Raw genomic sequence first — 23,755 nt, 5'->3', positions numbered from 1 at the left:
CGGCAAGGTCGCCCTGGTCGCCTGCATGCGCAAACTCCTGGTGATCCTCAATGCCAGGCGTCGAGACGAACTCCTCCTCCAACAGACCGAACTGGCGACCCCTTAAGACAGTTGCTCTCCCCTCACCCCTCTCCCGTATGGGGGAGAGGGGAAAGTGCTAAGGCTTCTTCGCGTAGCAGCGCAGGAACATCTCCACCGCGCCTTCCACCACCTGTGCCTGCCGCTTCTGCGTCAGCGCCGGCTCGCCCATGGCCAGTTGCGGCCAGAAGGCGAAGCCCTTCACCAGGCTGTGCAACTGCTGCTCGGCAAAGGCCAGGTCCAGCGGCTTGAGCTTGCCGTCTGCCACGGCGGCGCGAATCCAGGCGGTGAGGGCTTCCTCCGGGCCGCCGTCATCGAGCCGCGCGATCAGCTCGCGCGCCCGCTCAGGGCGGCGGATGCCTTCGGCCAGCGCCACGCGCGCCAGGTCCAGGAAGCCGCGGTCCTGCATCAGCCGCATCTTCTGCCACAGCATTTCGGTGAGCTGCTCGCGCAGCGGCTTGCGCGGCTGGTAGGGGATCGCCTCCTCCGCCATGGCGCATTCCCACAGCCGCCGCAGGATCGCCTCGAACAGCTCGTCCTTGCTGGGAAAGTGGTTGTAGACCGTGCGCTTGGACACCTCCGCGCTGGCGGCGATGCGGTCCATGCTGGTGCCGTCGAAACCCTGGGACAGGAACTCCCGGAGGGCAGCCTGGAGGATGCTCTCGCGCTTGCGGTCGGTCAGGCGTTGCGGACGTGACATTCGCCAATTTTACACCGGGCGGTTTACTTTTGGAAAAGCGGAAACTACACTGTGCAGTGTACAAATGCAGGAACCCCCGATGCGCCCTTTCCGCCCCCTGCTGCTGATCACCGGAGTCCTCGCCATGACGGCCTGTGCCATGTCCGCTGCGGACAGTTCCAATGCCCACCAGGGCTCGCCGCAGTTCGCGGACGGCAAGTTCCGCAATCCGGTACCGCAACCGCCGGAAGGCTTCGGCAAGATGCTGCGCATCGCCTGGAATTTCTTCTTCAACAAGCCCCGAGGCACCATGCCCGCCGCCCCGGTGCCGGTGGAAAAGCTCACGCAGGCCCAGCTGCTGGCCGCGCCGGACCGCACGATCTGGCGCCTGGGGCATTCCACCATCCTGCTCAAGCTGCGCGGCCAGTTCTGGCTGACCGACCCGGTGTTCTCCGAGCGCGCCTCGCCCTTCCAGTGGATGGGCCCCAAGCGCTTCCACGCCCCGCCGATCTCCATCGACGAGCTGCCGCCGATCCGCGCCGTGATCCTTTCGCATGATCACTACGACCACCTCGACGATGCCGCCGTGCTCGCGCTCGCCGCCAAGACGCAGGTCTTCCTGGCACCGCTGGGCGTGGGTGACCGCCTGCTGGAATGGGGCGTGGATGCGGCCAAGGTGCAGCAGTTCGACTGGTGGCAGGAAACCACGCTGGACGGCCTGCGCCTGGTGGCCACGCCGGCCCAGCACTTCTCCGGCCGCAGCCTCAGCGACCGCAACAGCACGCTGTGGGCGTCCTGGGCACTGATCGACGGCGACACGCGCATCTACTTCAGCGGCGACACCGGCTACTTCGACGGCTTCAGGACCATCGGCGAACGCCTGGGGCCCTTCGATTTCACACTGATGGAGACCGGCGCCTACGACAAGCAGTGGCCCTACGTGCACATGCTGCCGGAGCAGACCCTGCAGGCCCACCTGGACCTGCGCGGACGCTGGCTGCTGCCGATCCACAACGGCACCTTCGACCTGGCCATGCACTCCTGGACCGATCCCTTCGAGCGCATCAGCGCGCTGGCCTCCCAGCACGGCGTGAACCTCACCACGCCGGTGATCGGCACGGCGCTGGACGTGCGCGCGCCGCGGGCCAACACGCCCTGGTGGCGCGGCGTCGGAGAGCAGCCCGCGAAGGGCGTGCTGCAGACTGCCGACTGATCAGGCGCGCGGCGGCAACCGCAGCGCCAGGATCAGCACGGTGGAAACCACCGCCGTGACCATGAAGGTGATCAGCGCGGTGTCGTAGCTGCCGGTGCGGTCGAAGACCTCGCCGATGTAGCGCACCGCGAAGATCGAGAACGGCACCATCAACAGGTTCATGCTACCCAGCACGCTGCCGAAGCTGGCGGTGCCAAAGCAGTCCGCTGCCAGCGTGGTCCACAGCGGATAAGTGCCGCCGATGGCCAGGCCGATGATGCTGCAGGCGATCAGCAGCGTGACGTAGCCCGGGCTCAGCAGCAGGATCACCAGGAAGGCGAAATTGCAGGCCGCCACCGCGCAGAACAGCAGGCGCTTGTCGTAGCGGTCCGCCAGCGCGCCGATGGCCAGCTTGCCCAGGATGGCGGAGAAGGTCAGCGTGGACACCAGCAGCGAGGCCTGCGGCAGCGTCAGGCCGGCGTCGGTGCCATAAGGGATCAGCGAGGACAGCAGCGCCTGGTCCGCGCCCAGCAGGATGCCGGCGCCGCAGGAAAGCAGCCAGAAGTTGCGCGTGCGCAGCAGCTTGCCCAGGGTCCAGGTCTCGCCGGCCACCGCCGGCCCCTGCCCGCCTTGCGGCAGCGGCTGGCCATCGGGCGTCAGGCCCAGGTCGGAGGGCCGGTCACGCATCAGCAGCCAGCCTACGGCAGCAATCACCAGGCCCACGATCAGGCCCTGCGCGATCAGCGCATTGCGCCAGCCATAGCTCTCCATCAGGTAGGCCACCAGCGGCGGCATCAGGAAGCCGCCCGCGGAGGTGGCCACCGCCAGCACGCCCAGTGCGCGACCACGCTGGCGCAGGAACCAGCGCGCGGCGATGGTGTTCGCGGCCAGCGCACCGGCAGCCAGCGTGCCGATCGAGACCGGCCCGAGGATCAGCAGCGCCATGGTGGTGGGCGAATGCGACTGGCCCATCAGCACGAAGCCGGCAGCGAACAGCAGGCCACCTCCGACGATCACCTGCCGCGCCGAGCGGCGATCCAGCAGCTTGCCCACCAAAGGCGCCCAGACGGCGAAACCCAGCAGGAGCGCCATGAAGCCGATGTTGGCATTGGCACGGGTCAGGCCGAACTCGGCCGACAGCGGCGCCACGAACATGCCGAAGCTGTAGGTGGTACTGCCGATCAGCAGGGCCGTGCAGACGAAACCCGCCGCCACGATCCACCAGCCGTGAAAGATGCCACCCGCCGCTTTCGCCCGCTCCATGCGTCTCTCCTCCTGCTGTTTTCCCGATTATTGGCAAGCCCTCGGCCCTGGGGGCTGGTCCGTTGGGGTGAGCTTTTGCCGAATCATCAATCACCGCGACACCGAGAGCGGCGTCAAAAAGGCCAGGACGCATGCCCACCTGCCCTGGGTTACCCTGCCCGCGGGCCGGATCGCGGCCCGCTGCCGGCGTACCGCTCATGCATGAACAGATCCTTGCCTTCTGGTTCCAGGAGATCAATCCGAAGGCCTGGTGGACCGCCGACCCGGAGTTCGACCGGCTGATCCAGGCGCGCTTCGGCCACCTTTTGGAGCAAGCCGCGAAAGCGGAGCTGCATGCCTGGCGAACCGGACCGCACGGCAGGCTGGCGGAAATCCTGGTGCTGGACCAGTTCTCCCGCAACATCCACCGCAACTCACCCTTGGCCTTCGCCCAGGACCCGATGGCCCTGACCCTGGCCCAGGAAGCGATCGCCGCGGGAGCGCCTGCCGCACTCTCTGCCGTGGAGAGAAGCATCCTGTACCTGCCCTTCATGCATAGCGAGTCGCCGGCGATCCACGAATGGGCGGAACGCCTGTACCGTGATAACGGTATCCCGCTGAACTATGACTTCGAGCTGAAGCACAAGGCGATCATCGACCGCTTTGGGCGCTACCCGCACCGCAATGCAATCCTCGGTCGTGAATCCACGGCCGAGGAGATCGAGTTCCTGAAGCAGCCAGGGTCGAGCTTCTAGGGAAGCTCGGAAAAGTTACCGTTCGCCCTGAGCCTGTCGACGGGGGGTGAACGGTGACTACTGGAGCGACTGTGGAAAAAGTCCGCCCGTGCTTCGACAGGCCCTGCACTAACGGACTTTTTCAGAGTTTCCCCAGGAAATCCCTGGAAAGTCCGGGTGCACGGGCAATCCGCGATCTAACGAGTGAATGAGTCGTCGCTGCAAGCGGCCTGCCGCCGGTATTAAACGAACGTTTCGCGCAGCCCCGGCCTCAGGCATGCTTGGCCACCGACCCCCCAAAGAGGGTCAGGAGGAGCCTCATGCAGCAAGTACGCGCGATTCCCGGTGACACTGGCTGGCCGCTGGTCGGACATTCCTTCGACTACCTGTTCAACTTCGAGAACTTCACTCGAGGGCGCTTCGCGCGCTATGGCGAAGTGGTGCGCATCAATACCTTCGGCATGGAGTTCATCGCGCTGCTGGGGCCGGAGGCGAACCAGCTGGTGCTGCAGAACCGCGACGACCTGTTCAGCAATGCCTCCTGGACGAAGATCATCGGCCCCTTCTTCCGCCGCGGGCTGATGCTGCTGGACGGTGACGAGCACCGCCTGCACCGGCGCGTGATGCAGGTGGCCTTCACCAACGCCGCGCTACGTGAGGATCTGGACGGCATCAACCGCACGCTGGACGAATCCCTGGCGGCCTGGCCCACCGGCGAAGGCGTCAAGATGTTCGACCTGCTCAAGAGCATGACGCTGGACGTGGCCAGCCGCGTGTTCCTGGGCCAGCCTGCCGGCCAGGACAGCGACGCCATGAATAGCGCCTTCCTCGCCACCGTGCAGGCCGCCACCGGCGTGGTGCGTCATGACCTGCCCTTCACGCGATGGCGTGCCGGCCTGCGTGGCCGCGAGCTGCTGGAGAGGACCTTCGCCGCCGCCCTGCCTGCGCATCGCGGCGGCAGCGGCAACGACCTGTTCACGCGTCTCTGCGCAGCGCGTACCGAGGACGGCCAACCCTTCAGCGACGAGGACGTGATCAACCATCTAGTGTTCCTGCTGATGGCGGCGCACGACACCAGCACCATCACGCTGAGCAATATGCTCTACCAGTTGGCCAAGCACCCGGAGTGGCAGGACCGGCTGCGCGAGCAGAGCCGCGCACTGGGCCGCGCACACCTGGAGTACGAGGATCTGGAACGCCTGTCCGACATGGATCACGCCATGAAGGAGACGCTGCGCCTGACGCCGCCGGTGCCGGGCCTGCCGCGCCAGGCGACGCGCGACTTCGAATACGCCGGCTACCGGATTCCAAGGGGAACCCTGGTTTCGATCTCGCTGTGGATGACCCACCGCCTGGAGCGCTACTGGAAAGAGCCCGAGCGTTTCGACCCGGACCGCTTCGCCGCGGGACGCGCGGAAGACCGGCAGCACCCGTTCCTGTGGTTGCCCTTCGGCGGCGGCGCACACAAGTGCATCGGCATGCATTTCGGCGCCATGGAAGTGAAGGCGGCCCTGCACCAGATGCTGCTGCGCTTCCGCTGGAGCGTGCCAGCCGGCTACACCATGCCGCAGGACTGGACCAGCCTGCCGATTCCTGCGGATCGGCTGCCGATCAAGCTGGAGCGGCTACGCTAGCACGCGCTCCAATCCGATACCCGGAACCACCGGCAACGTCATGCCCGCGAAAGCCGGCATGACGGGGAGCGCGTGCACGCCCAAGTCTACCCTGCTCGGCGGCGGGAGAACGCCGGGCACCGCCCGGCATCTCCCACCCTGCTCCGCTCAAAGCTGGCTCATGCCACCGTCGGCAATGATCTCGGTGCCGACGATGAAGGCCGACTCCGGCGCCGACAGGTGCAGCACGGTGGAGGCGATCTCTTCCGGCTTGCCGAAGCGGCCCAGGGGGATCTGCGTGGCCAGTTCCTGCCTGGCGGCCTCATCCATGCCTAGCTTGCCGTACAGCGGCGTCACCACGGGACCGGGGCTGACGACGTTGACTCGTACGCCGCGCGGCAGCAGTTCCGCCGACAGGGTCTTGGCCAGCGAGATCAGCGCGGCCTTGCTGGCGGCGTAGACCGAGGAGTTGGGCATGCCGATGTGGGCGTTGATCGAGCCGTTGAGCACGATCGAAGTACCCGGGTTCAGTACCGGCAGCAGCGCCTGGATCAGGAAGTAGGCGCCCTTGACGTTGGTATTGAAGCTTTCGTCCCAAAGGGCTTCGCTCATGTCGGCCAGCGGTGCAAAGCGACCGATACCGGCGTTGATGAAGACGGCATCCAGGCTGGTGCCCTCCGCCAGCAGGCGGCTGGCCAGGGCGCGGGCCTCGGCGACGCTGCCGGTCTCGTTGCGCCAGGCTTGAGCGCGATCACCCAGCGCCTTGCGGGCCTGCTCCAGGCCAGCTTCGTCGCGGCCGGTGACGATCACACGCGCACCCTCGTTGATGAAGGCCTGGGCCGCCGCCAGGCCGATGCCGCTGCTGCCACCGGTGATCAGGGCCGTCTTGTTGTTGAAGCGTTCCATGTTCATCTCCTTCGGGTCTGGCGGGATGCCGTGGAGCCCATAGTGGCAAGGTACACGGCGTTTTCCGTACCATGCCGACGACGATCACATTCGAAGAAGTCGAACATGTTGTCTTCCGACGAACTGGCTCTGCTGGAAGCCATCCGCGAGAGCGGCAGCCTGTCGCGGGCGGCGGCCCGCCTGGGCAAGGCGCCCTCCACCATCTCCCACGCCGCGCGGCAGCTGGAGACCCGTTTCGACGCCCTCTTGTTCGACCGCCGCCGCTACCGCCTGCAGCTCACGCCCGCCGGGCAGTTGCTGGCGCAGGAAGCAGCACGTGTGGCGCTGGACGTGGCGCGGCTAACGCAGCGTGTGCGGCTGGTGGCGGGCGGATGGGAAGACCGCCTGCGCATCGTCAGCGACGAAATCATCGAGTTCGAAACCCTGCTGCCCTCGGTCAAGGCCTTCCAGGCCCTGAACTCCGGCGTGAGCCTGCGCCTTGGCCACGAAGTGCTCGGCGGCACCTGGGAAGCGCTACGCGAGGGCCGCGCCGACCTGGTATTGGGCGCGACTAATGAACCGCCGGCCATCCCCAAGCTGCGCTGGCTGGAACTGGGCGTGATGGAATGGGTCTTTGCGGTGTCGCCGCGCCATCCGCTGGCCAAGGCCACGGAGCCGATGGAGCGTGAAGTGATCACCGCGCATTGCGCCATCGTGGTGGGAGACTCCTCGCGCCGCACGGAGCTGCGCAGCTACGGCGTGCTGGGAGGCCAGCCCACCCTGGCGGTGGCCACCATGCGCGCGAAGATCATGGCGCAGCGCGAGGGCTTGGGCGTGGGCTGGCTGCCGCGGGCTCGCGCCGCCTCGCTGCTCAAGCGCGGCGAACTGGTGGAGAAGCGCACCGCCGACCCGCGTGAGCCGAATACCCTCTACGCCGCCTGGAGCGGCGCCCACGAGGGGCGCGCATTGAAGTGGTGGCTGGAGCAACTGCGCCAGCCGCGACTGGCGGAGCGGCTGGTGCGCGGCATCGACAGTTTCACCTGAGGCCGGTCTTCTCCAGTAGCGTCTTGAGCGCCTGCAGGTCCTTGGCCACCCACTTGGCATCGCGGGCAAAGGCGGCGTCATCCGCTCCGGGTTGCCTGAAAACGGTCAGCATCACCTCGGCGCTATCGCCGTTGGCGATAACCCGCAGCGGGATGTACAGCCTGACACCTCCCGGCAGCTCCACGTGGTGGTCCAGCACGCCGTAGTCGTTGCGCGGGCTGAACCAGACCTTGGCCTGGCCTTCCGGCGCGGCGGCTACCCAGTGATCGCCGGCCTCGTGCAGCGAGTCCGCCAGACCGCTGGCCCAGCGCGGGAAATTGAGCGGCTGGCAGGCGAAGTCGTAGACCTCGCGCCAGTCGCGCTCGATGGTCACGCTCAGGGTGCGGGTATGTAGCGATTCAGCCATGATGTTGACCTCCCATTTGCAGACAGTGTGACAGGCATGGCCAAGGCGATCAGGATTTCCCGCAGCGGTGGGCCGGAGGTGATGGAGTACGTCGAGGTCGACGTGGCCGATCCCTTCCCCGGGGAGGTGCGCATCCGCCAGGCGGCCTGCGGCCTGAACTTCATCGACGTGTACCACCGAAACGGCACCTACAAGCAGCCCCTGCCTGGTGGCGTCGGCATGGAGGCCTCCGGCACGGTGGTGGCCGTGGGCCCCGGTGTCACGCACCTGCAGGCGGGCGACCGCGTGGCCTATGCCGGCGGGCCCATCGGCGCCTACGCCAGCGAGCGCACGATGCCCGCCGCCATGGTGGTGAAGCTGCCGGACGGCATCGAGCTGGAGACCGCGGCCGGCATGATGCTGCAGGGTCTCACCGTGCAATACCTGTTCCGCCGCACCTTCCTGCTGCGCGGCGGCGAAACCATCCTGTTCCACGCCGCCGCCGGCGGCGTGGGCCTGATCGCCTGCCAATGGGCGCGTGCGCTGGGTGTGACCATGATCGGCACCGTCAGCTCCGACGAGAAGGCCGAGCTGGCCCGCAGCAACGGCTGCGCGCACGTGATCAACACCCAGCGCGAAAACTTCGTGGAGCGCGTGCGCGAGATCACCGGCGGCCGCGGCGTGCCGGTGGTGTACGACGGCGTCGGCAAGGACACTTTCACCGGCTCGCTGGATTGCCTGGCACGCCTGGGCACGATGGTGTCCTTCGGCAATGCCTCCGGCGTGGTGCCGCCCTTCTCGCTCAGTGAGCTGAGCTCGCGAGGCTCGCTGTTCATCACCCGCCCCACGATGTTCGACTACACCGCGCAGCGCGAGGACCTGGATGCGATGGCGGCGGAGTTGTTCTACATGGTCGGCAGCGGCCAGGTGAAGATCGACATCCGCCAGCGCTATCCGCTGGCCGAGGTGGCCCGCGCGCACCAGGACCTGGAAGCGCGACGCACCACGGGCTCCACCATCCTGCTTCCCTGAAACGCGAAAGGCCTCCCGCCCCGGAGGGGCGAGAGGCCTGTGGACCGCAGGCTCAGAAGCGCAGGTTCAGCGTCACGCTGCCGCTGGACGGCGTGCCGAAGTACAGGTTGCCGTACTCGTCGAGCACGTAGTATTTGCAATCCAGCAGGTTGTTGCCGTTGAGCTGCACGGAGAAGTCCTCCGTCACCTCATAGCGTGCCAGCAAGCTGACCAGGGTCACCGGGCTCTGCTCCCATTCGGTGGCCACCGGGTCCGGCGTGCCCGGCGCGTACACCGTGGCCTTGCTCCTGGACTGCCAGTTCACGCCGCCACCGAGGGTCAGCTTGCTCCAGACACCCTGTGGGGTCCAGCTGGTGAAGCTGCGCACCATGGTGCGCGGCACGTAGCGGTTCAACCCGTTGCCATCCGCGTCCTCCAGGGAGAAGTTGGACCAGCCCAGGGACAGGTTCCAGCCCTGGATCGGCTGGCCGGAGATTTCCAGCTCGAAGCCGCGGCTGCGGGCTCCATCGACGTTGACCGAAGCTTGCGTGAGCGGGCGGCCGGGCACGGTGTACGGACTGCCTGTGTTGGGGTCGATCTCCTCGTCCAGCGTCGCGACATTGTCCTGCCGCGTGTCGAACAGTGTCAGCGCGGTGTTCAGCCGGCCGCCGAAGTGCTCGCCCTTGATGCCGAGTTCCACGCTCTGGCCGGTGGTCGGATCCAGGAAGCTGCCGTTGCGATCCAGCTTGTTCTGCGGCTTGAATATCTCAGTGTAGCTGGCGAAGGCCGACCACTGGGGCAGGAAGTCGTAGACCAGGCCGGCGTAGGGCGTGGTGGGATGCTCCTTGTAGACGAAGGCATCGGCGTCGGAGTAGACGTCGAAGTAATCCGTGTCCCAGCGCGTGTGACGCAGGCCGGCGATCAGTTTGAGCGTATCCGCCAGCGAGAAGCGGTAGGCCGCATAGAGCGCCGTCTGGTCGGTGGTAATGCCTGTGATCCTATCTGCCGTGGTGGAGAACACCGGCTCGGGATAGGAGCCATCCCACTCGAAGAAGTTGCCGGTATCCGGCAGCACCGCGGGCGCGGCGAACTCGTAGCCGTCCAGCTTCAGCCGCGAGTGGTTGGCGCCCACGATCACCTCGTGCTTGCGGCCGAACAGTTCGAAGGGCCCCTTGGCGAACAGGTCCAGCGAGTTCATCTGCCCGCCCTCCCGGCTGCGATACGCATATGGTGTCAGCCCCTGGCCTGTCGTCGGGTCCGGGTAACCCTCCATGTAGAACAGGGCCAGATCGCTGCCCAGATCGCGATGAGTCAACGTGGAGTTCAGCGACCAGCCGTTGCCGAAGCGATGCTCCAGCTCGGCCAGGAGCGTCTCGGTGCGCTTGTTCCAGAAGCTCCAGTTGGCCGCCGTGGTGACCGAGCGCCGCCAGTCGGTGCGGGTGCCGTCGCTGTAGAACAGCGGGAACGAGCCCCAGGTGTTGGCCTGCGGCTGCGTCTCCAGGTAGTCGTAGCCCAGCGTCAGCACGGTCTCGGGCCCCAGGTCGGCGGCCACCGTTGCGTAGAACGCCTGATTCTCGCTGGTGTACAGGTCCCGATAGGAATCACGCCCCTGGTAGACACCCACGGCACGGGCGCGAACGCTGCCGTCCGCCGTCAGCGGCGTGGAAAGATCGGCCACCGCGCGGTAGTCATTCCAGGAGCCGGCCGTGAACGACGACGACAGGTCGAAGCTGCGGCTGTCGGCGCGCTTGCGCACCAGGTTGACCGCGGCGGCAGGATTGCCCGCACCCGACAACAGGCCCGTGGCGCCGCGCACGATCTCGATGCGCTCGTACATCGCGGTGTCGATGGTCTCGTCGATCGAGCCGGTGCTGAACACCGTGCTGGCCGGGATGTTGTCGTACAGCAGGTTGTCGATGACGAAGCCGCGTACCGTGAACACCACGCGCTCGGTGTCGTAGGCATAGGAGTAGATGCCCGGGGTGTTGTCGAGCACCTCGCGCATCGACTGCAGGTTCTGGTCCTCCAGGCGCTGACGGGTGAACACCGTCACCGACTGCGGCGTCTCGCGCAGGCTCAGAGGCAGGCGGGTGGCGGCGCCCGTCTCCTTGACGATATAGGGCTGGGTGGCCTCGGCCTTCACCTCCACCGCGGGCAGCGTCGCAGGCTCCGCTTCCTGGGCGGTGGCAGCGGCCGGCAGTGCCGCCAGCAATGCGGTGGACAGCAGGCGGCGGGCACGCGGGGCACGCCGGGGGAGCGGGGCGAAGTCCATTTCAGGCTCTGTTTAGAATTGATACTCATTATCAATCAATAATGAATATCATTCAATGACTCGCCTTGTCGGCTCCTGCAAGGTGGCCAGCCGCTGTCGGCAGCCCCTGCCCTCTGGCCCTAAACGAAAGAAGCCGGCCCCGCCCTGCGGCGGAGCCGGCTTGCCCTGGTCGGCCTTAGTGGGCGTTGAACCAGTCCACGATTTCCTCCGGTGCCTCCGGCAGATACTCGTGTCCCAGGCCCGGCCCCAGCACCTGGCGCGTGTCCACGCCCTGCGCCTGCAGGCGGGCGCGATAGGCCTGCATCGTGTTGACCGGCACGGTGTAGTCGCTGCTGCCATGCAGGAACAGCGTCGGCGGGTGGTCCCAGGGCAGTACGGCGGGGATGTTGCACATGGGGCCCAGGCAGGTGGCGTAGGAGCCCGACTGCACCGCCAGCGCGCGGAAGCGGCCGGCAAAGCTCACCGCCATGCGCGAGGTGTTGTAGCCGCCGCTGGACATGCCGGTGGCATAGAGCCGTGCGCCATTGATGGGGCCGTACTGCTGCGCCACCACGCCGTTGATGACCTTGGTGAGGAAGCCGTAGTCATCGGTGCTGGTATAGGGAACCCAGCTATCCACGCCCGGGGCATTGGTGTCCCAGAACTGGTAGAGGCGCGCGTAGTTGGTGGGCGGGGCAATCACCGCGTAGCCCGCATCCAGCAGCGCCTCGATGGTGCGGACCTGGTGGTAGGCGCCGGCCGGGGTGTAGTCCGGAGCGGTCCAGAACGTGGGGAAGACGCTGGGCTGGTACATCAGCACCGCCGGCCAGCCGCCCGGTGGCGGCGTGCCCGCCGGAAGCTGGTACTGCACCACGCGGGGGATGCCGTAGTTCGAGACCACGGTCATGTTCTTGTAGGCACAGCTCAGGGTGCGGGAGTTGCCAATGACGGTCTCGCTGCAGGCCGGGTCGGCCCAGGCCGGTAGCGCGGTAGCCGCCAGCAGGGCAGCGAGCAGGATGTGACGCATGATCTCTCTCCAGAGGTTGTCGGTGGACGGAAAAACCCGTCTCGGCGGGCTGGAGGGGATTGTCTGGACCGAGGCCCGCGATGTCTTGGACGCGGCGCTTGGACGAAACGACTGGCCGTGGTCGCGGGGCCGGCAGGGGCCGAGCCCTCAGCGCCGGAAGTGCAGCCGGTATTGCCGCGGGTCAGTCATGACCGAGGGATTCATGCCGAAGATCTCGTTCATCACGCGGTCCGCATGCGCCAGATCGTAGAAGCCCGCCGCCAGCGCGATCTCGGTGAAGCTGCTGCCCTCGCGCCACATCTCCGCTGCCTTCGAGCCGGCCACCCAGCGCATGTATTGGGAAATGGTGCAGCCGACATGGCGCTGGAACAGCGCGCGCAGGCGCGAGGCGGACAGCTGCGCCTCGCGCGACAGATCCTCGTGCGAGAGCTGGTCCAGTGGCAGGCGCTCGATCTTCTCCATCACGCGCCGGATGCGCGGCTCGCGCAGCAGCGGCGGGCGCGGCGGATCGCAGCAGGCATCCACAGCGGCCCCGAACAGCGCCACCGCCGCCTCGATATCCAGCACGCCGGGCGCCTGCCGAGCCAGCAGGCCGCGCAGGCGGTCACGCAGCGCCGCTGCCAGCACCAGTGGCTGCCCCGGGGTCAGGTAAGGCGCCAGGCGCAGATACGCCTCGCTGCTGACGCTCGCATCCATGATGGTGAAGGGACGGCCATGGCTGGTGATCCAGTCGCGCCGGATGTTGACCGGCAGCAGCACCGCCTCGTAATCACGCGGCGGCTCGCCGTTGATGCCCAGTTCGAAAGTCCCCTCGTGCGCCACCAGCAAGGTGGCCGATGGGCGATGGTAGGGGTTATGCCGCCGGTCCAGCTCATATCCCCGCCCCTGCAGCAGGAAGCAGCGATCCCACAGGTAGACCTGCATGCGCGGGCCGTCTGCATTCATCGCCCTTCCCTCCTCCTTGGTGGCGCCCTTTGGTGTACGCCCTCATCGTTCTGGCCGCAGTATGGCCCAGGCAGGAGCAGAGACAATCGCCCGTCAGTCCGCGGCCCGTGTCAGCGCGGCCGGGTCAGCGCCTCGGTTTCCGGGCTCAGCGCCTCGCCCTGCTGGCGCGGCTCGGTCAACGGACGCGGCTTCAGGCGGTTGCCGTGCATCAGGTCGCGCCCGGCAGTGATGCCGCCGGTGACCTGGATGGTCAGGCGCTCCAGATCGCGGCGACGCACGTCCTCGGCGATCTCCTCGGCCTCGGCCGCCGGCACGCCCAGCGCCAGCAGCGCGGCATGGCCGAAGGCGCTGGCCGACTCGAAGGTCTCGCGGATCTGGTAGTCCACGTCGGCGGAGATCAGCTTCATGGCGTGCTCGCGGTCGAAGGCACGCACCAGCAGCTTGGCATGCGGGAATTCGTGCTTCACCAGCTCCACGATCTTCAGCGCCGCCTCGCGATTGTCGATGCACACCGCCACCACCTGCGCCTTCTCCACGCCCGAGGCGCGCAGCACGTCCAGGCGAGTGCCGTCGCCGTAGTAGACCTTGAAGCCGAAATCTGCGGCGCTGCGGATCATGTCGGTGTCGGTATCGATGATCGCCACCTGGAAGCCACGCGCCAGCAGCGCCTGGCTGGCCACCTGGCCGAAGCGGCCGAAGCCGATCAGCAGCACGCGGCCTTCCAGGCCCTCGGCTGCATCGACGCCATCCATCGACTCGCCCGCGCGCGGGATCAGCCAGCGCAGCGAGATCACCACCAGCGGCGTCAGCGCCATCGACAGGATCACGATCGCCGTGAACACCGCATTGAGCTGCGCGTCGAAGATGCCTGCCGCAGCACCGGCCGCATAGAGCACGAAGGCGAACTCGCCGCCCTGCGCCATCATCGCCGTGCGGTGCAGCGCGTCGTCATGGGCCCCGCGGTAGAGACGCGCCACGCCGTAGATGCCGGCAGCCTTCACCGCCATGAACACCAGAGTGCCTCCCAGGATCAGTGCCCACTGCGCACCGAATACCGCCAGGTCCAGTGACATGCCCACGCTGAGGAAGAACAGGCCCAGCAGGATGCCGCGGAAGGGCTCGATGTCCGCCTCCAGCTGGTGGCGAAAGGTGGATTCCGACAACAGTACGCCGGCCAGGAAGGCGCCCATCGCCATCGACAAACCGCCGAGCTGCATCAGCAGCGCCGCGCCCAGCACCACCAGCAGCGCCGCCGCCGTCATCACCTCGCGGGCACGCGCCGCCGCCAGCAGGCGGAACAGCGGGTTCAGCAGCCAGCGGCCGGCCAGCACCAGGCCGACGATGGCCCCCATGCCCAGGCCGACGCTGACCCAGCGCGACTGCCCGCCCGCCTCCGCGGCCGGCGCCAGGAAGGCGACGAAGGCCAGCAGCGGCACGATGGCCAGGTCTTCCAGCAGCAGCACCGAAACGATGCGCTGGCCGCGCGGCGTGGAGGTCTCGCCGCGCTCGTCCAGCAGCAGCATCACCGTGGCGGTGGAGGTCATCACGAAGCCCATGGCGGCGACGAAGGCCGCGGCTGGTGCCAGGTCGAAGGCCAGGATACCCAGGCCCGTCAGCAGCAGCCCGCAAAACGCCACCTGGGTCAGGCCGAGGCCGAAGATTTCGCCGCGCAGGCTCCACAGCCGCGTCGGCTGCATCTCCAGGCCGATCACAAACAGGAACATGACCACGCCCAGTTCGGCCACGTGCAGGATGGCCTGCGGGTCGCTGAACCAGCCCATTCCAAAGGGACCGATCACGATGCCGGCGGCGAGGTAACCCAGCACGGAGCCCAGGCCCAGGCGCTTGAACAGCGGCACGGCAACCACGCCGGCTCCCAGCAGCGCCACCACCTTGACCAGCTCGCTCGCTCCGCCCTCGACCGACATGCGCTTCTTCTCCCGGGTTCAGGCGGGATGCTACCGCGAGGGGGCCGCACGCGGCCACAAAAAAGGCCGCGCCCCTCAGGACGCGGCCCTGGATCTTGGCCGGCGCTCAGTCTTGCTTGATCGCCTCGACCTGGATCCGGATCAGGATCTTGCCCATGCCGTTGTCGGCGTACTGGGTCATGCCATAGTCCGCGCGATCCAGCGTGCCCTCCGCATCCGCGCCGCAGACTTCCTTCTTGTAGAAGGGGTGATCGATGCACTTGAAGCTCTTGATCTTCAGCTTCAGCGGCTTGCTGACGCCGCGCATGGTGAGCTGGCCGTCCACCTCGGTCGGGGTGTCGCCCTTGCCCTTGAAGACCAGCTTGCCCTTGTAGTCCAGCGTCGGGAACTGCGCGGCGTTGAGCCAGTCCTCGGCGATGGAGTGCTTGTTCATCTCGTCATGGCCGAAGTCGATGCTGGCGGTCTCGGTCTTGATGTCCACCGCGCCGGTCTTGGCCTTGCGGTCGTAGGTCACCATGCCGGAGCTCTTGTTGAACTTGCCGCGCCAGATCGAGATGCCCATGTGGCTCATCTCCAGGCTCGGATAGGTATGGTGCGTCTCGATCTCGTAGGTGGCGGCGGAAGCGGCGCCGGAGACCAGGCTGGCGGCCAGCGCCAGGGGCAGCATGCAGCGGGTGAACATGGGGATTCTCCTGTCGTCTTGTTGTACGTGTCGGGTCAGAACATACCGTTTTCATTGGGCATCTGTTCGGGCACCGCCTGGGCAAGGTCCCAAAGCTCGGCGATCAACCCATCCTCGAAGCGGAAGATATGCACCAGCGCCATGCCGCGGTCCTCCGGCTCCAGGCGCAGGTGGGTATGCACGGCCACGGTGTCGCCGTCCTGCAGCGCATGCCGCACCTGCGCCAGCTTGCGCGGAAAGCGCTCGTGGTTCTCCTCCATCCCGCGCATCAGCGAATCCGCGTCCCCCGCGAACCAGGCGTTGTGATGCCGAAAATCCGGGGCAACATGGCGCCGGTAGGCCGCGCGGATCTCGCCAGCCGTTACCATGCGCAGGAAATCCAGCGCGCGCCCCTTCAGCGAGACATCCATCAGGTCTTCACGCGGCGATGATCGGAGCTCATGAACTGCGTCCAGCGACCATCGTCTCCCTTGACCTGGGAGCTGAGGCGCCAGTGGTCACGATCCACGATGGTGACGATATCCTGGTAGTCGGCCCATTTGCCTTCCACGCCGAACACCGGGCCGCGCGCATCCAGCGTCAGCACCTTGCCACTCTCGTCGAGTTGCCCCTCGTAGAGCCACATCATCGTCATCACCGACGCGATGAAGCTGCCGACATAGCTCTGCTTGGCCGGGTCATAGCCCAGGGTGATGATGCTGCTCATCTCGGCGCTACCTGGCCCCGGGGTGCGCCCCTCGATCTGGATCCACAAGCCACCCAGCGTGCGGACGGTCTCGCTGCCGCTCATCTTCTCCGGCGGCTGGTCCTGCCCGGCAAAGCCCTCGCCTTCATAGCTCCAGGCGCCCAGCAGTTGCTGCAGCCACAGATGTTCCTTCTGCGGTTCTCCATGCATGACCGCGAGCTCAGAGCGAAAGGATGGGCTTGAAGCCGCCCCAGAACATGCGCTTGCCGTCGAACGGCACGTCCTTCATTTCCATGTTGGCCATCAGCGGGTCCTTCATGACCTTGCCCATCACCTGGTCGCGATGCTTGCGCGACTTGTAGACGGCATAGGAGAACACCACCACCTCGTCCGCCCTGAGCTTCACCGCCTGGGGAAAGGATGTCCTCTTGCCCGGCTGCAGATCATCGGCGACGCATTCCACGTACTGCAACGCGCCGTGCTTCATCCAGACCTTGCCGGCCTTGCGCGCCATCTTGCGGTAGGCGTCGAGATTCTTCTTCGGGACCGGCAAAACGAAACTGTCGACATAAGCCATGTGGTTCTCCTCGGTGGCAATCGGTGAGACGCTCGGATCAGCCCTTTGGCGCCTCGGGGGACATGTGGATCAGCTCCCAGATATGGCCGTCCAGGTCCTGGAAACCATGCTGGTACATGAAGCCATGATCCTGAGACGGGCGGTAGGTGCTACCGCCCGCGGACACCGCCTTCTTCACCATCTCGTCAACCGCCTCGCGGCTGTCGCGGCTGAGGCAGACCAGCACCTCGGTGCTCTTGCGTGCGTCGCAGATCGGCTTGGGCGTGAAGGTCTGGAACTTCGCCTCGGTCAGCAGCATCGCATAGATGTTGTCGCCGATCACCATGCAGGCCGCCGTGTCGTCGGTGAACTGGTTGTTGAAGCCGAAACCCAGTTGCTTGAAGAAGTCCACCGACGCGGGAAGGTCGCGGACCGGCAGGTTGACGAAGATCTGCGTGCTCATCGTGGAAATCCTTTTCGTGGAATGAACGCCTCAGCAATCGACCCGGGAACAGGCCGCGAGTTCGACGCCGTCTTTTTCAAGCTAGCACTGCTCGCGGCGCGGAGCCAACTCCTTCCGGTCACCGGAATGCAGCCAGGCAGACAAACAACAAAACTTTATATTTCATGATCTTGCACTTCAATTAACCCATAACCCCGGAAAGCCTGTCGAAATCGGCCCAGCTGGTTCGACGTATCGGTAATACCGGGAAACAGGTGGCAAAAACCTCCTCTCCCGGCCCCACTGAAGCCAAAGGAGAAGGACGATGCGCGTGATGGTACTGATCAAGGCCGACAGGAACTCCGAAGCCGGCGTGATGCCGGACCCGCAGCTGCTGACCCAGATGGGCCAATATAACGAGGAACTGGTGAAGGCCGGCATCATGCTGGCCGGCGAAGGCCTGCACCCGAGCTCCCGCGGCGCCCGCGTGCGTTTCGAGGGCAGCCAGCGTTCGGTGATCGACGGCCCCTTCGCCGAGACCAAGGAGCTGCTGGCCGGCTTCTGGCTGTGGCAGGTACGCTCGATGGAAGAAGCCGTCGAGTGGGTCAAGCGCTGCCCCAACCCCATGGGCGAGGCCTGCGAGGTCGAGATTCGCCCGGTATTCGAGGCCGACGACTTCGGCGAAGCCATGACGCCGGAACTGCGCGAGCAGGAAGACCGCCTGCGCGACCAGATCGCCGCGCGCCACTAAGCCCCACCGTCACACCACTGCATCACAGGGAGTGAACGCATGCTTTTCATGATCATCCGCAAGGGCGACGCCTTCACCGAGTCCGGTGCCCTGCCCGGCCCGGAGGCACTCGAGGCCATGGGCCGCTACCGCGACGAGTTGACCGCGGCCGGCGTCTACCGCGGCGGGGACGGCCTGCTGCCGACCGCCGTCGGCGCCAGGCTGCGTTACTCCGGCGGCCGCACCACGGTGACCGACGGCCCCTTCACCGAAGCCAAGGAGATCATCGCCGGCTTCGTTCTGGTGGAGGTCGCCACATTGGTTGAGGCGGTGCATTGGGCTCGGCTCTGCCCCTCGCTCGCGGGCGGCGATGCCGAGATCGAGGTCCGCCAGGTGGCCGAGGCCGCGCACTTCCCGGTGGCCCTGCGCCCGGCGGTAGCGCGGATGCCCTGGAGCACGGCCTCCGCCCAGGCGGCTGCCGGCACGCTGGGAGCCGCCGCATGAACCCCCTGGAGCTCTACCCCGCCCTCGGCGCCTATGCCCTTCACCTGTCTGCTACTGGTGGTGAACCTGCTGTTCCTCTGGGGCTACAGCGGCGCCGTCCGGGGCCGCACGAAGATTGCCATCAACCCCGAGGATGCCGCGCAGTTCGGCGGCGAGTTGCGCGACAGCGATCCACCCGAGGTGGCGCGCGTGCTGCGCGCTCACCGCAACGCGGAGTCGGCGATCTATCCCTTCCTGCTGCTGGGGCTGGTCTACGTGCTGATCGGCGGCGGCCTGAAGCTGGCCAGCGCGCTGTTCGCCATTTTCGTGGCGGCACGCTACGCCCACTCCTTCACCTATCTCAAGGCACTGCAACCCTGGCGCACCATCAGCTTCCTGATCGGCGGTCTGGCCATGATCGCACTGCTGCTGGACATCGCCTGGCTGCTGCTGAGCCGCTAAAACCCCTCTCATGATTCTCTTCAGGATCAAATCAAGGAATACACCCATGAACATCCAACCCTACCTGAGCTTCGACGGCCGCTGCGAAGAAGCCCTGGAGTTCTACAAGAAAGCCGTCGGCGCGCAGGTCGAGATGATCCTGCGCTTCGGCGAAAGCCCCGAGCCCGGCATGACCCCACCCGGCCACGAGAACAAGATCATGCATTGCGCCTTCCGCATCGGCGAAAGCACCCTGCTCGCCTCCGACGGCGAATGCGGCGGCACCACCAAGTTCGGCGGCATCTCCATGACGCTGAACCTCAAGACCGAGGCAGAGGCGGACCGCTACCTCCAGGCCCTGGCCGAAGGCGGCACCGTGACCATGGCGCTGGAGAAGACCTTTTTCTCTCCGCGCTTCGGCGTGCTGAACTGGGAACACGCAATTAAAACCCCCACCGACAAACATGCGCCGTTAGCGGTTTGTGGGAGTTTGAATTGCCGGGAATTAAAACTTCTCCGCCTCCCAGGGATGCACCAAAATGTTGCTCACCTTGACGCCAGTCCGACCTTACTCGGTGCTTAAAGCTTAAAGCAGATTTTTCCGTAACCTATTGTTTTCTATGATTTCGGCCAGGTTGCTCGCATAAGCAAATGCTAGCGGTCTTTGCTTGACATACACATATGTAAACAATACGATGTTTGCACTACTCACCTTTTTGGGACGTGATTAAGTTCGCCATCTCATAAAGGCGACCGCACCGGCTTCGGCCGGTGTTGTCATTTTCGGGGGCTGAAATTTGCGCACCATCGCGTACGTCGATGGCTACAACTTCTATCACGGGCTTCTCAAGCACACGAACTACAAGTGGCTTGATTTGCGAGCCCTAATGGCAGATGTCCTGCGGTCTCAAGATCCCGAATCCGAATTGATCAACGTGAAGTTCTTCACGGCCATGATCAAAGCCGCCCTCGCACGTCGAAAAATCGATAGCACCATCGCTCAGGATGCTTATCATCGAGCTCTCGCTCTCCGAGGCTGCGAGGTCATCTTGGGGCAGTTCACCCTCTCCCACGGCAGCGCTCCCCGTTACGTTCAGGGCACACCAGCCGACCGTGACGACAGATGCGAGATTTGGGCGCTGGGAGAAAAACAGACAGACGTAAAGGTGGCGCTCCAGATGTATCGGGACGCCTCCCTGGGGCAGGTCGACCAAATTGTCCTATGCACCAATGACTCGGACTTGAGCCCTTCGTTGGCAGCAATTCGAGAAGACTTCCCGCATATTCGGATCGGAGTGATTCTCCCCAGGCCACCAAGCCTCACGGCAAGAAAAAGCGGAACCTTAGAGGGCTTGGCCCACTGGACGCGCCACGCCGTACGCGAAGAGGAATTGGCCAAGCACCAGTTACCGAACCGAATTCCGACCCGCAAGAAGCCTATCGACAAACCTTCGCACTGGTAGAGGGCCTGTGCCAATGGGCTGGGTCAGTATTCAACGGCAAGGATTACTCAGGATGGTCGGGACCTAGAGCCAGCCAGAGCCGTCAGGTCAGCAGGGTGGAGCTTTGGCAGGGGTCCGCCGCGGTCCCTGGGGAGATAGAGCGACCTCCAGACCGGCATCCCCATGAGCCGAACTCCTCCCTCGAGAAATATAGCCACCAACTGGCCGCTTTCCGGCACGCCATGAAATAGGTGAGCCCGCAAGAAACCCGGGACGGTCATCCGCCACTCAGCATCTAGGCTGATTGGGTGGAATCGGGAGCGGTACTCGATCTGGCCCTCTTCATCGCTGGGCAAGCCTGCATCCGCCCCCGGGTTGGATTCCAGAATTTGGACAGACCCGTCGTGGAGGCACTCGGCAAAAATCGAGTGCCCCCGCTTGAGCCACTCGCAATTGTCCCGAACGCCCGTGGGGATCAGTAAACGCTGCCGAACGTCTAGGGCTACTGACGTGACATAGGGCAAGACCCGGCCAGAAGCTCGCTCTCCGCGGCCTTCTCCTTCATTTCCGGGCAACTTTGGGTTTGACATGGCCGTCCATGGTCCCTCATTCCTCTATTGTTTTACAAGGATATTTAGTCCTCCCTTTGAAATTTCCGGGCATCTTTGGGTATTGATAATGAATTCCTGTACACTAAAACCTGAGGATAGGGGCGTTGGCGGCGGCCGATGACTTGCGTAACCTCATTCGCCCCGCGGCGACCGTGGCATGTGACATGCAGGTTCCCGGGAGTACTAATAGAAAATTTCGCGGAGGCGCAGATGCTAAAAAGCCAGAGCAGTTCTGCATCCAACCCAGCATCCGTGGGGCGCTTAATCGCCCACATGATGCTCACCGACATCGACCAGAAGAAGCGCGACTCGACCGACACTATCAGCGTGATCAACATGCTGAAGCTGCTGGAAATGTACGAGTACGACCTGTTTGAGCAGGCACCGCCGCCTGGCCTGGTGGCCTGGGAAGACAGCACCAACCTCAATCACACAAGCGGCTCGGCCTATTTGGACCTCAGAGCGGCAATGGCCGCCGTCCACCACGAACTCGACGACTCACTGTCGATCGAGGATTTCTCGCGTGTGTACGGCAATTCTCTGGCGGTCTTCTCTCCAGACGCCGGCGTCTCACCCCAGCCCGATGACAGGCATAACGCCACCGCCTTCTTGAAGATGTTGGACGCCAAGCTGAATAGCCTCTAAAGCATGCTCGGCCACAAGGAGTACCTCCGCGTTGAGCACGCCGGCGTAAAGCAGGCCCTGAACGAGACCCTCAGGCACCGCTTCAACGACAGGTACCAGAAGTTCTACAACGAATGCGCTCGGCGCCTCGTCTGGATCGAGAATGCGATCGAGGCCCTGGATCCAGACGAAGGCGCCCCATCCTGGATTTCCGAACAGCTGACCCTCGCATCCGAGCTCATCACCCGGATGGAACGCTCACACCTTGAGGAGTTCGCCTGGCCATTCGCCGAAGAGCTCCACGACCTAGCTCGGGCGATCACGCTGCCCCCGAAGCCCCTCCCCGAGAAAAAAACACCTAAGGGAGCGTCAGATCCGCGCACCACCCTTAAGCAGATAAACCCGCCGTTCTTCTTTTTTACGGCCGAAGGCGGAATGGCGTCTTATTCAGTTGCAGTGAACTCCCAGCAGTTCCCGACGCAGGCTCATATGGACATCATTCCGGTGATCTTCCCCAGATCGCTGAAAGAGCATGTTCTCCTGCACGTGGTGCTGGCGCACGAGATCGGCCACGTCGCGTACCGAACAAATCCGCGAGGGGCGACTTACAAGATCGCCGCGCACAAGCTTCTGCCGAGCATCCCCAAGGATCTGTATGACTGGTGTTACGCTCACCTGAAGATCGCGCACCCGACCCCCATCCTGATCGCGATGGAGCGATACAACCTCTGGGCCGAGGAGTTCTTCTGTGACTTATTCGGGCTCATCTCTATGGGCCCCAGCTTCATTCCGGCTCTCTTGGCCCTGCTCGGCCCCAGAGACAAAACGAAGTTCCACTTCATGCCTACCCATCCGCCACTGGATGCTCGGATTTCCTTCTTGGGCTATGCCGCGGAAGCCTTGAGCATGCAGTATTCCAAGCACAAGGACGGAACCGTCAAACTGCCCGTCGCCGGCAGTCTAGATAAGAGCTTCGACAAGAGGCTAAAGCAGGCCCGCAGCACTCCCGCCGGCAAGCTAATCGACAAGAAGACAGCGATGGCTGTGACACGAAGTGTCTACTCGGCCTGCTCTGCCGTAGACGGTGTCGTATTCCCGATCCCCGAAGCCAAGCTGATGACGCACCTCGTCAAACAGCTTTCGCGACACCTACCTCCGAGTGCGCCGGAGATCCGGTACAGCGAGGATGCAGTGGGGTACGACATCAAGGAAGTCGACTTTCGGCATATCCTCTTCGCCGGCTGGCTGCATTGGTCGACCTTGAAGGAGCGCGATGAAGAAGACATGCGCAAGATCAACCAGCTCTGCTCCAAGGCAATCCTTCACCAGAATGGCATCAGCTTCTGGAATGAGAATCTCCATGCCGTGAGAGACCCCTCATGACGGCGCTAACCAAGGCAGAGCTGATTAAGGAGCTGAATTCCGGCAAGCTGGTCGTGACCCCCATGATCGACCCGCTCGCCCAGATTGGGCGCGTCTCAATCGATTTGCGCATGGGCAACACGGCGGCGATGGTTCGTGGCGCGGGCTTGTCTCATGTAGATCCCGCGAAGTACGCCAAGGATCGAGACAGCGGGGACTTCTCCCGAGAACAGCACCGCCGGCGAAAACTAGAGAAGCTCAGCGTGCCTTTCGGCGAGCCAATCGTGCTGCATGCGGGGACGCTGATCCTGGTTCCCACATTCGAATGGGTGCAGCTGCCGCCGCATCTTATGGGGGTGGTTACTGCGCGTTCATGCTGGGCGCGCGAGGGGCTGAGCATAGCCACGGCAGTGTTCATCGATCCCTGCTACAACGGGATCATCACACTGGAACTGGCCAACCTCGGCCAGGTTCCCATCAAAATTTACCCGGGGATGCGCATAGCTCAGATCGCGCTGTATCGCGCGGAAAATCCCCAGAAGAAATGTGACCCTCATTGCCAGAGCCAGTTCTATGGCTCGTTCGAGCCGGACAGCGGAGATATCGTCAAGCACGATATCGACTTCCTGCCTCGCAGCAAGAAAATGCCTGTCGGGTAGCTCGAACTCTCAGCACCTAGGCTC

The 23,755-nt window shown here is 64.8% G+C and carries 26 protein-coding genes; 13 read left to right on the top strand and 13 right to left on the bottom strand.

The window, feature by feature from the left end; translation table 11 throughout:
- Window positions 1-157: 157 nt before the first annotated feature.
- Window positions 158-778: a TetR/AcrR family transcriptional regulator gene (locus tag QT386_RS22095; RefSeq protein ID WP_289275918.1), complete on the bottom strand. Its 621-nt coding sequence runs from the start codon at window positions 776-778 to the stop codon at window positions 158-160.
- Between the two features lie 79 nt (window positions 779-857).
- Here QT386_RS22095 and QT386_RS22090 point away from each other — a divergent pair, with 79 nt between their 5' ends.
- Entirely contained in the window at window positions 858-1,970 is a 1,113-nt protein-coding gene (locus tag QT386_RS22090) for an MBL fold metallo-hydrolase (protein ID WP_289275917.1), read from the top strand.
- On the opposite strand, the gene QT386_RS22085 is transcribed toward QT386_RS22090, so the two are convergent.
- Window positions 1,971-3,212 carry an MFS transporter gene (locus tag QT386_RS22085; protein ID WP_289275916.1) on the bottom strand — a complete coding sequence of 414 codons (1,242 nt, stop codon included), beginning with the start codon at window positions 3,210-3,212 and terminating at the stop codon, window positions 1,971-1,973.
- Between the two features lie 197 nt (window positions 3,213-3,409).
- On the opposite strand from QT386_RS22085, the gene QT386_RS22080 reads away from it, so the two are divergent.
- Both QT386_RS22080 and QT386_RS22075 read left to right on the top strand, forming a co-directional pair.
- Window positions 3,410-3,946: a DUF924 family protein gene (locus QT386_RS22080; RefSeq protein WP_289275915.1), complete on the top strand. Its 537-nt coding sequence runs from the start codon at window positions 3,410-3,412 to the stop codon at window positions 3,944-3,946.
- 299 nt (window positions 3,947-4,245) lie between these two features.
- Window positions 4,246-5,559, top strand: coding sequence for a cytochrome P450 (locus QT386_RS22075; RefSeq protein WP_289275914.1), 1,314 nt, complete (start codon window positions 4,246-4,248; stop codon window positions 5,557-5,559).
- Between the two features lie 147 nt (window positions 5,560-5,706).
- Here QT386_RS22075 and QT386_RS22070 read toward each other — a convergent pair whose 3' ends face one another.
- Window positions 5,707-6,444, bottom strand: coding sequence for an SDR family oxidoreductase (locus QT386_RS22070; protein WP_289275913.1), 738 nt, complete (start codon window positions 6,442-6,444; stop codon window positions 5,707-5,709).
- A 105-nt stretch (window positions 6,445-6,549) separates the two neighbouring features.
- Here QT386_RS22070 and QT386_RS22065 point away from each other — a divergent pair, with 105 nt between their 5' ends.
- Window positions 6,550-7,467: a LysR family transcriptional regulator gene (locus QT386_RS22065; protein ID WP_289275912.1), complete on the top strand. Its 918-nt coding sequence runs from the start codon at window positions 6,550-6,552 to the stop codon at window positions 7,465-7,467.
- On the opposite strand, the gene QT386_RS22060 is transcribed toward QT386_RS22065, so the two are convergent.
- Entirely contained in the window at window positions 7,460-7,873 is a 414-nt protein-coding gene (locus QT386_RS22060) for an SRPBCC family protein (protein ID WP_289275911.1), read from the bottom strand. The genes QT386_RS22065 and QT386_RS22060 overlap by 8 nt on opposite strands.
- 36 nt (window positions 7,874-7,909) lie before the next feature.
- Here QT386_RS22060 and QT386_RS22055 point away from each other — a divergent pair, with 36 nt between their 5' ends.
- Window positions 7,910-8,884 carry a quinone oxidoreductase gene (locus QT386_RS22055; RefSeq protein ID WP_289275910.1) on the top strand — a complete coding sequence of 325 codons (975 nt, stop codon included), beginning with the start codon at window positions 7,910-7,912 and terminating at the stop codon, window positions 8,882-8,884.
- 52 nt (window positions 8,885-8,936) lie between these two features.
- On the opposite strand, the gene QT386_RS22050 is transcribed toward QT386_RS22055, so the two are convergent.
- The 9 genes from QT386_RS22050 to QT386_RS22010 form a co-directional block, all read right to left on the bottom strand.
- Window positions 8,937-11,135, bottom strand: a complete 2,199-nt coding sequence (locus QT386_RS22050; RefSeq protein WP_289275909.1) for a TonB-dependent siderophore receptor — start codon at window positions 11,133-11,135, stop codon at window positions 8,937-8,939.
- A 175-nt stretch (window positions 11,136-11,310) separates the two neighbouring features.
- Complete coding sequence (locus QT386_RS22045) at window positions 11,311-12,141, bottom strand: prolyl oligopeptidase family serine peptidase (RefSeq protein ID WP_289275908.1); 831 nt, start codon at window positions 12,139-12,141, stop codon at window positions 11,311-11,313.
- A 147-nt stretch (window positions 12,142-12,288) separates the two neighbouring features.
- On the bottom strand, window positions 12,289-13,086 hold the full coding sequence (locus QT386_RS22040) for an AraC family transcriptional regulator (protein ID WP_289275907.1): 798 nt from the start codon (window positions 13,084-13,086) through the stop codon (window positions 12,289-12,291).
- A 110-nt stretch (window positions 13,087-13,196) separates the two neighbouring features.
- Entirely contained in the window at window positions 13,197-15,014 is a 1,818-nt protein-coding gene (locus tag QT386_RS22035) for a monovalent cation:proton antiporter-2 (CPA2) family protein (RefSeq protein WP_289275906.1), read from the bottom strand.
- Between the two features lie 106 nt (window positions 15,015-15,120).
- Window positions 15,121-15,696 (bottom strand): YceI family protein, encoded by a 576-nt coding sequence (locus tag QT386_RS22030; protein WP_289275905.1) that lies wholly within the window; start codon window positions 15,694-15,696, stop codon window positions 15,121-15,123.
- A 35-nt stretch (window positions 15,697-15,731) separates the two neighbouring features.
- Entirely contained in the window at window positions 15,732-16,106 is a 375-nt protein-coding gene (locus QT386_RS22025) for a nuclear transport factor 2 family protein (RefSeq protein WP_289275904.1), read from the bottom strand.
- On the bottom strand, window positions 16,106-16,591 hold the full coding sequence (locus QT386_RS22020) for a DUF1579 domain-containing protein (RefSeq protein WP_289275903.1): 486 nt from the start codon (window positions 16,589-16,591) through the stop codon (window positions 16,106-16,108). The genes QT386_RS22025 and QT386_RS22020 overlap by 1 nt, the downstream gene beginning before the upstream one ends.
- Before the next feature lie 10 nt (window positions 16,592-16,601).
- Window positions 16,602-16,958, bottom strand: a complete 357-nt coding sequence (locus tag QT386_RS22015; protein ID WP_289275902.1) for a DUF1428 domain-containing protein — start codon at window positions 16,956-16,958, stop codon at window positions 16,602-16,604.
- 37 nt (window positions 16,959-16,995) lie between these two features.
- Window positions 16,996-17,400, bottom strand: a complete 405-nt coding sequence (locus QT386_RS22010; protein ID WP_289275901.1) for a VOC family protein — start codon at window positions 17,398-17,400, stop codon at window positions 16,996-16,998.
- A gap of 304 nt (window positions 17,401-17,704) precedes the next feature.
- Here QT386_RS22010 and QT386_RS22005 point away from each other — a divergent pair, with 304 nt between their 5' ends.
- The 8 genes from QT386_RS22005 to dcd all read left to right on the top strand — a co-directional run bounded on the left by QT386_RS22005 (window position 17,705) and on the right by dcd (window position 23,731).
- On the top strand, window positions 17,705-18,130 hold the full coding sequence (locus QT386_RS22005; protein WP_289275900.1) for a YciI family protein: 426 nt from the start codon (window positions 17,705-17,707) through the stop codon (window positions 18,128-18,130).
- 39 nt (window positions 18,131-18,169) lie between these two features.
- The gene (locus QT386_RS22000; RefSeq protein ID WP_289275899.1) at window positions 18,170-18,613 is read left to right on the top strand and encodes a YciI family protein; all 444 of its coding nucleotides are present in this window, start codon (window positions 18,170-18,172) and stop codon (window positions 18,611-18,613) included.
- 33 nt (window positions 18,614-18,646) lie between these two features.
- Window positions 18,647-19,054: an MAPEG family protein gene (locus tag QT386_RS21995; RefSeq protein WP_289275898.1), complete on the top strand. Its 408-nt coding sequence runs from the start codon at window positions 18,647-18,649 to the stop codon at window positions 19,052-19,054.
- 46 nt (window positions 19,055-19,100) lie between these two features.
- The gene (locus QT386_RS21990) at window positions 19,101-19,616 is read left to right on the top strand and encodes a VOC family protein (protein WP_289275897.1); all 516 of its coding nucleotides are present in this window, start codon (window positions 19,101-19,103) and stop codon (window positions 19,614-19,616) included.
- Window positions 19,617-19,830: 214 nt separating this feature from the next.
- A complete protein-coding gene (locus QT386_RS21985; RefSeq protein ID WP_289275896.1) occupies window positions 19,831-20,496 on the top strand; it encodes an NYN domain-containing protein in 666 nt (221 codons plus the stop codon).
- Window positions 20,497-21,359: 863 nt separating this feature from the next.
- Window positions 21,360-21,731 (top strand): hypothetical protein, encoded by a 372-nt coding sequence (locus QT386_RS21980; RefSeq protein ID WP_289275895.1) that lies wholly within the window; start codon window positions 21,360-21,362, stop codon window positions 21,729-21,731.
- 3 nt (window positions 21,732-21,734) lie between these two features.
- Window positions 21,735-23,093 (top strand): hypothetical protein, encoded by a 1,359-nt coding sequence (locus tag QT386_RS21975; protein ID WP_289275894.1) that lies wholly within the window; start codon window positions 21,735-21,737, stop codon window positions 23,091-23,093.
- Entirely contained in the window at window positions 23,090-23,731 is a 642-nt protein-coding gene (gene dcd, locus QT386_RS21970; protein ID WP_289275893.1) for a dCTP deaminase, read from the top strand. Before QT386_RS21975 ends, dcd begins: the two co-directional genes overlap by 4 nt.
- Window positions 23,732-23,755: the final 24 nt, after the last annotated feature.

The sequence above is a fragment of the Solimonas sp. SE-A11 genome (assembly GCF_030345715.1).
In the GTDB taxonomy this organism is placed as follows: Bacteria; Pseudomonadota; Gammaproteobacteria; order Nevskiales; family Nevskiaceae; genus Solimonas_A.
Note: the sequence above shows the minus strand (reverse complement) of the source record. Positions and strands in the feature narration are given on the sequence as shown.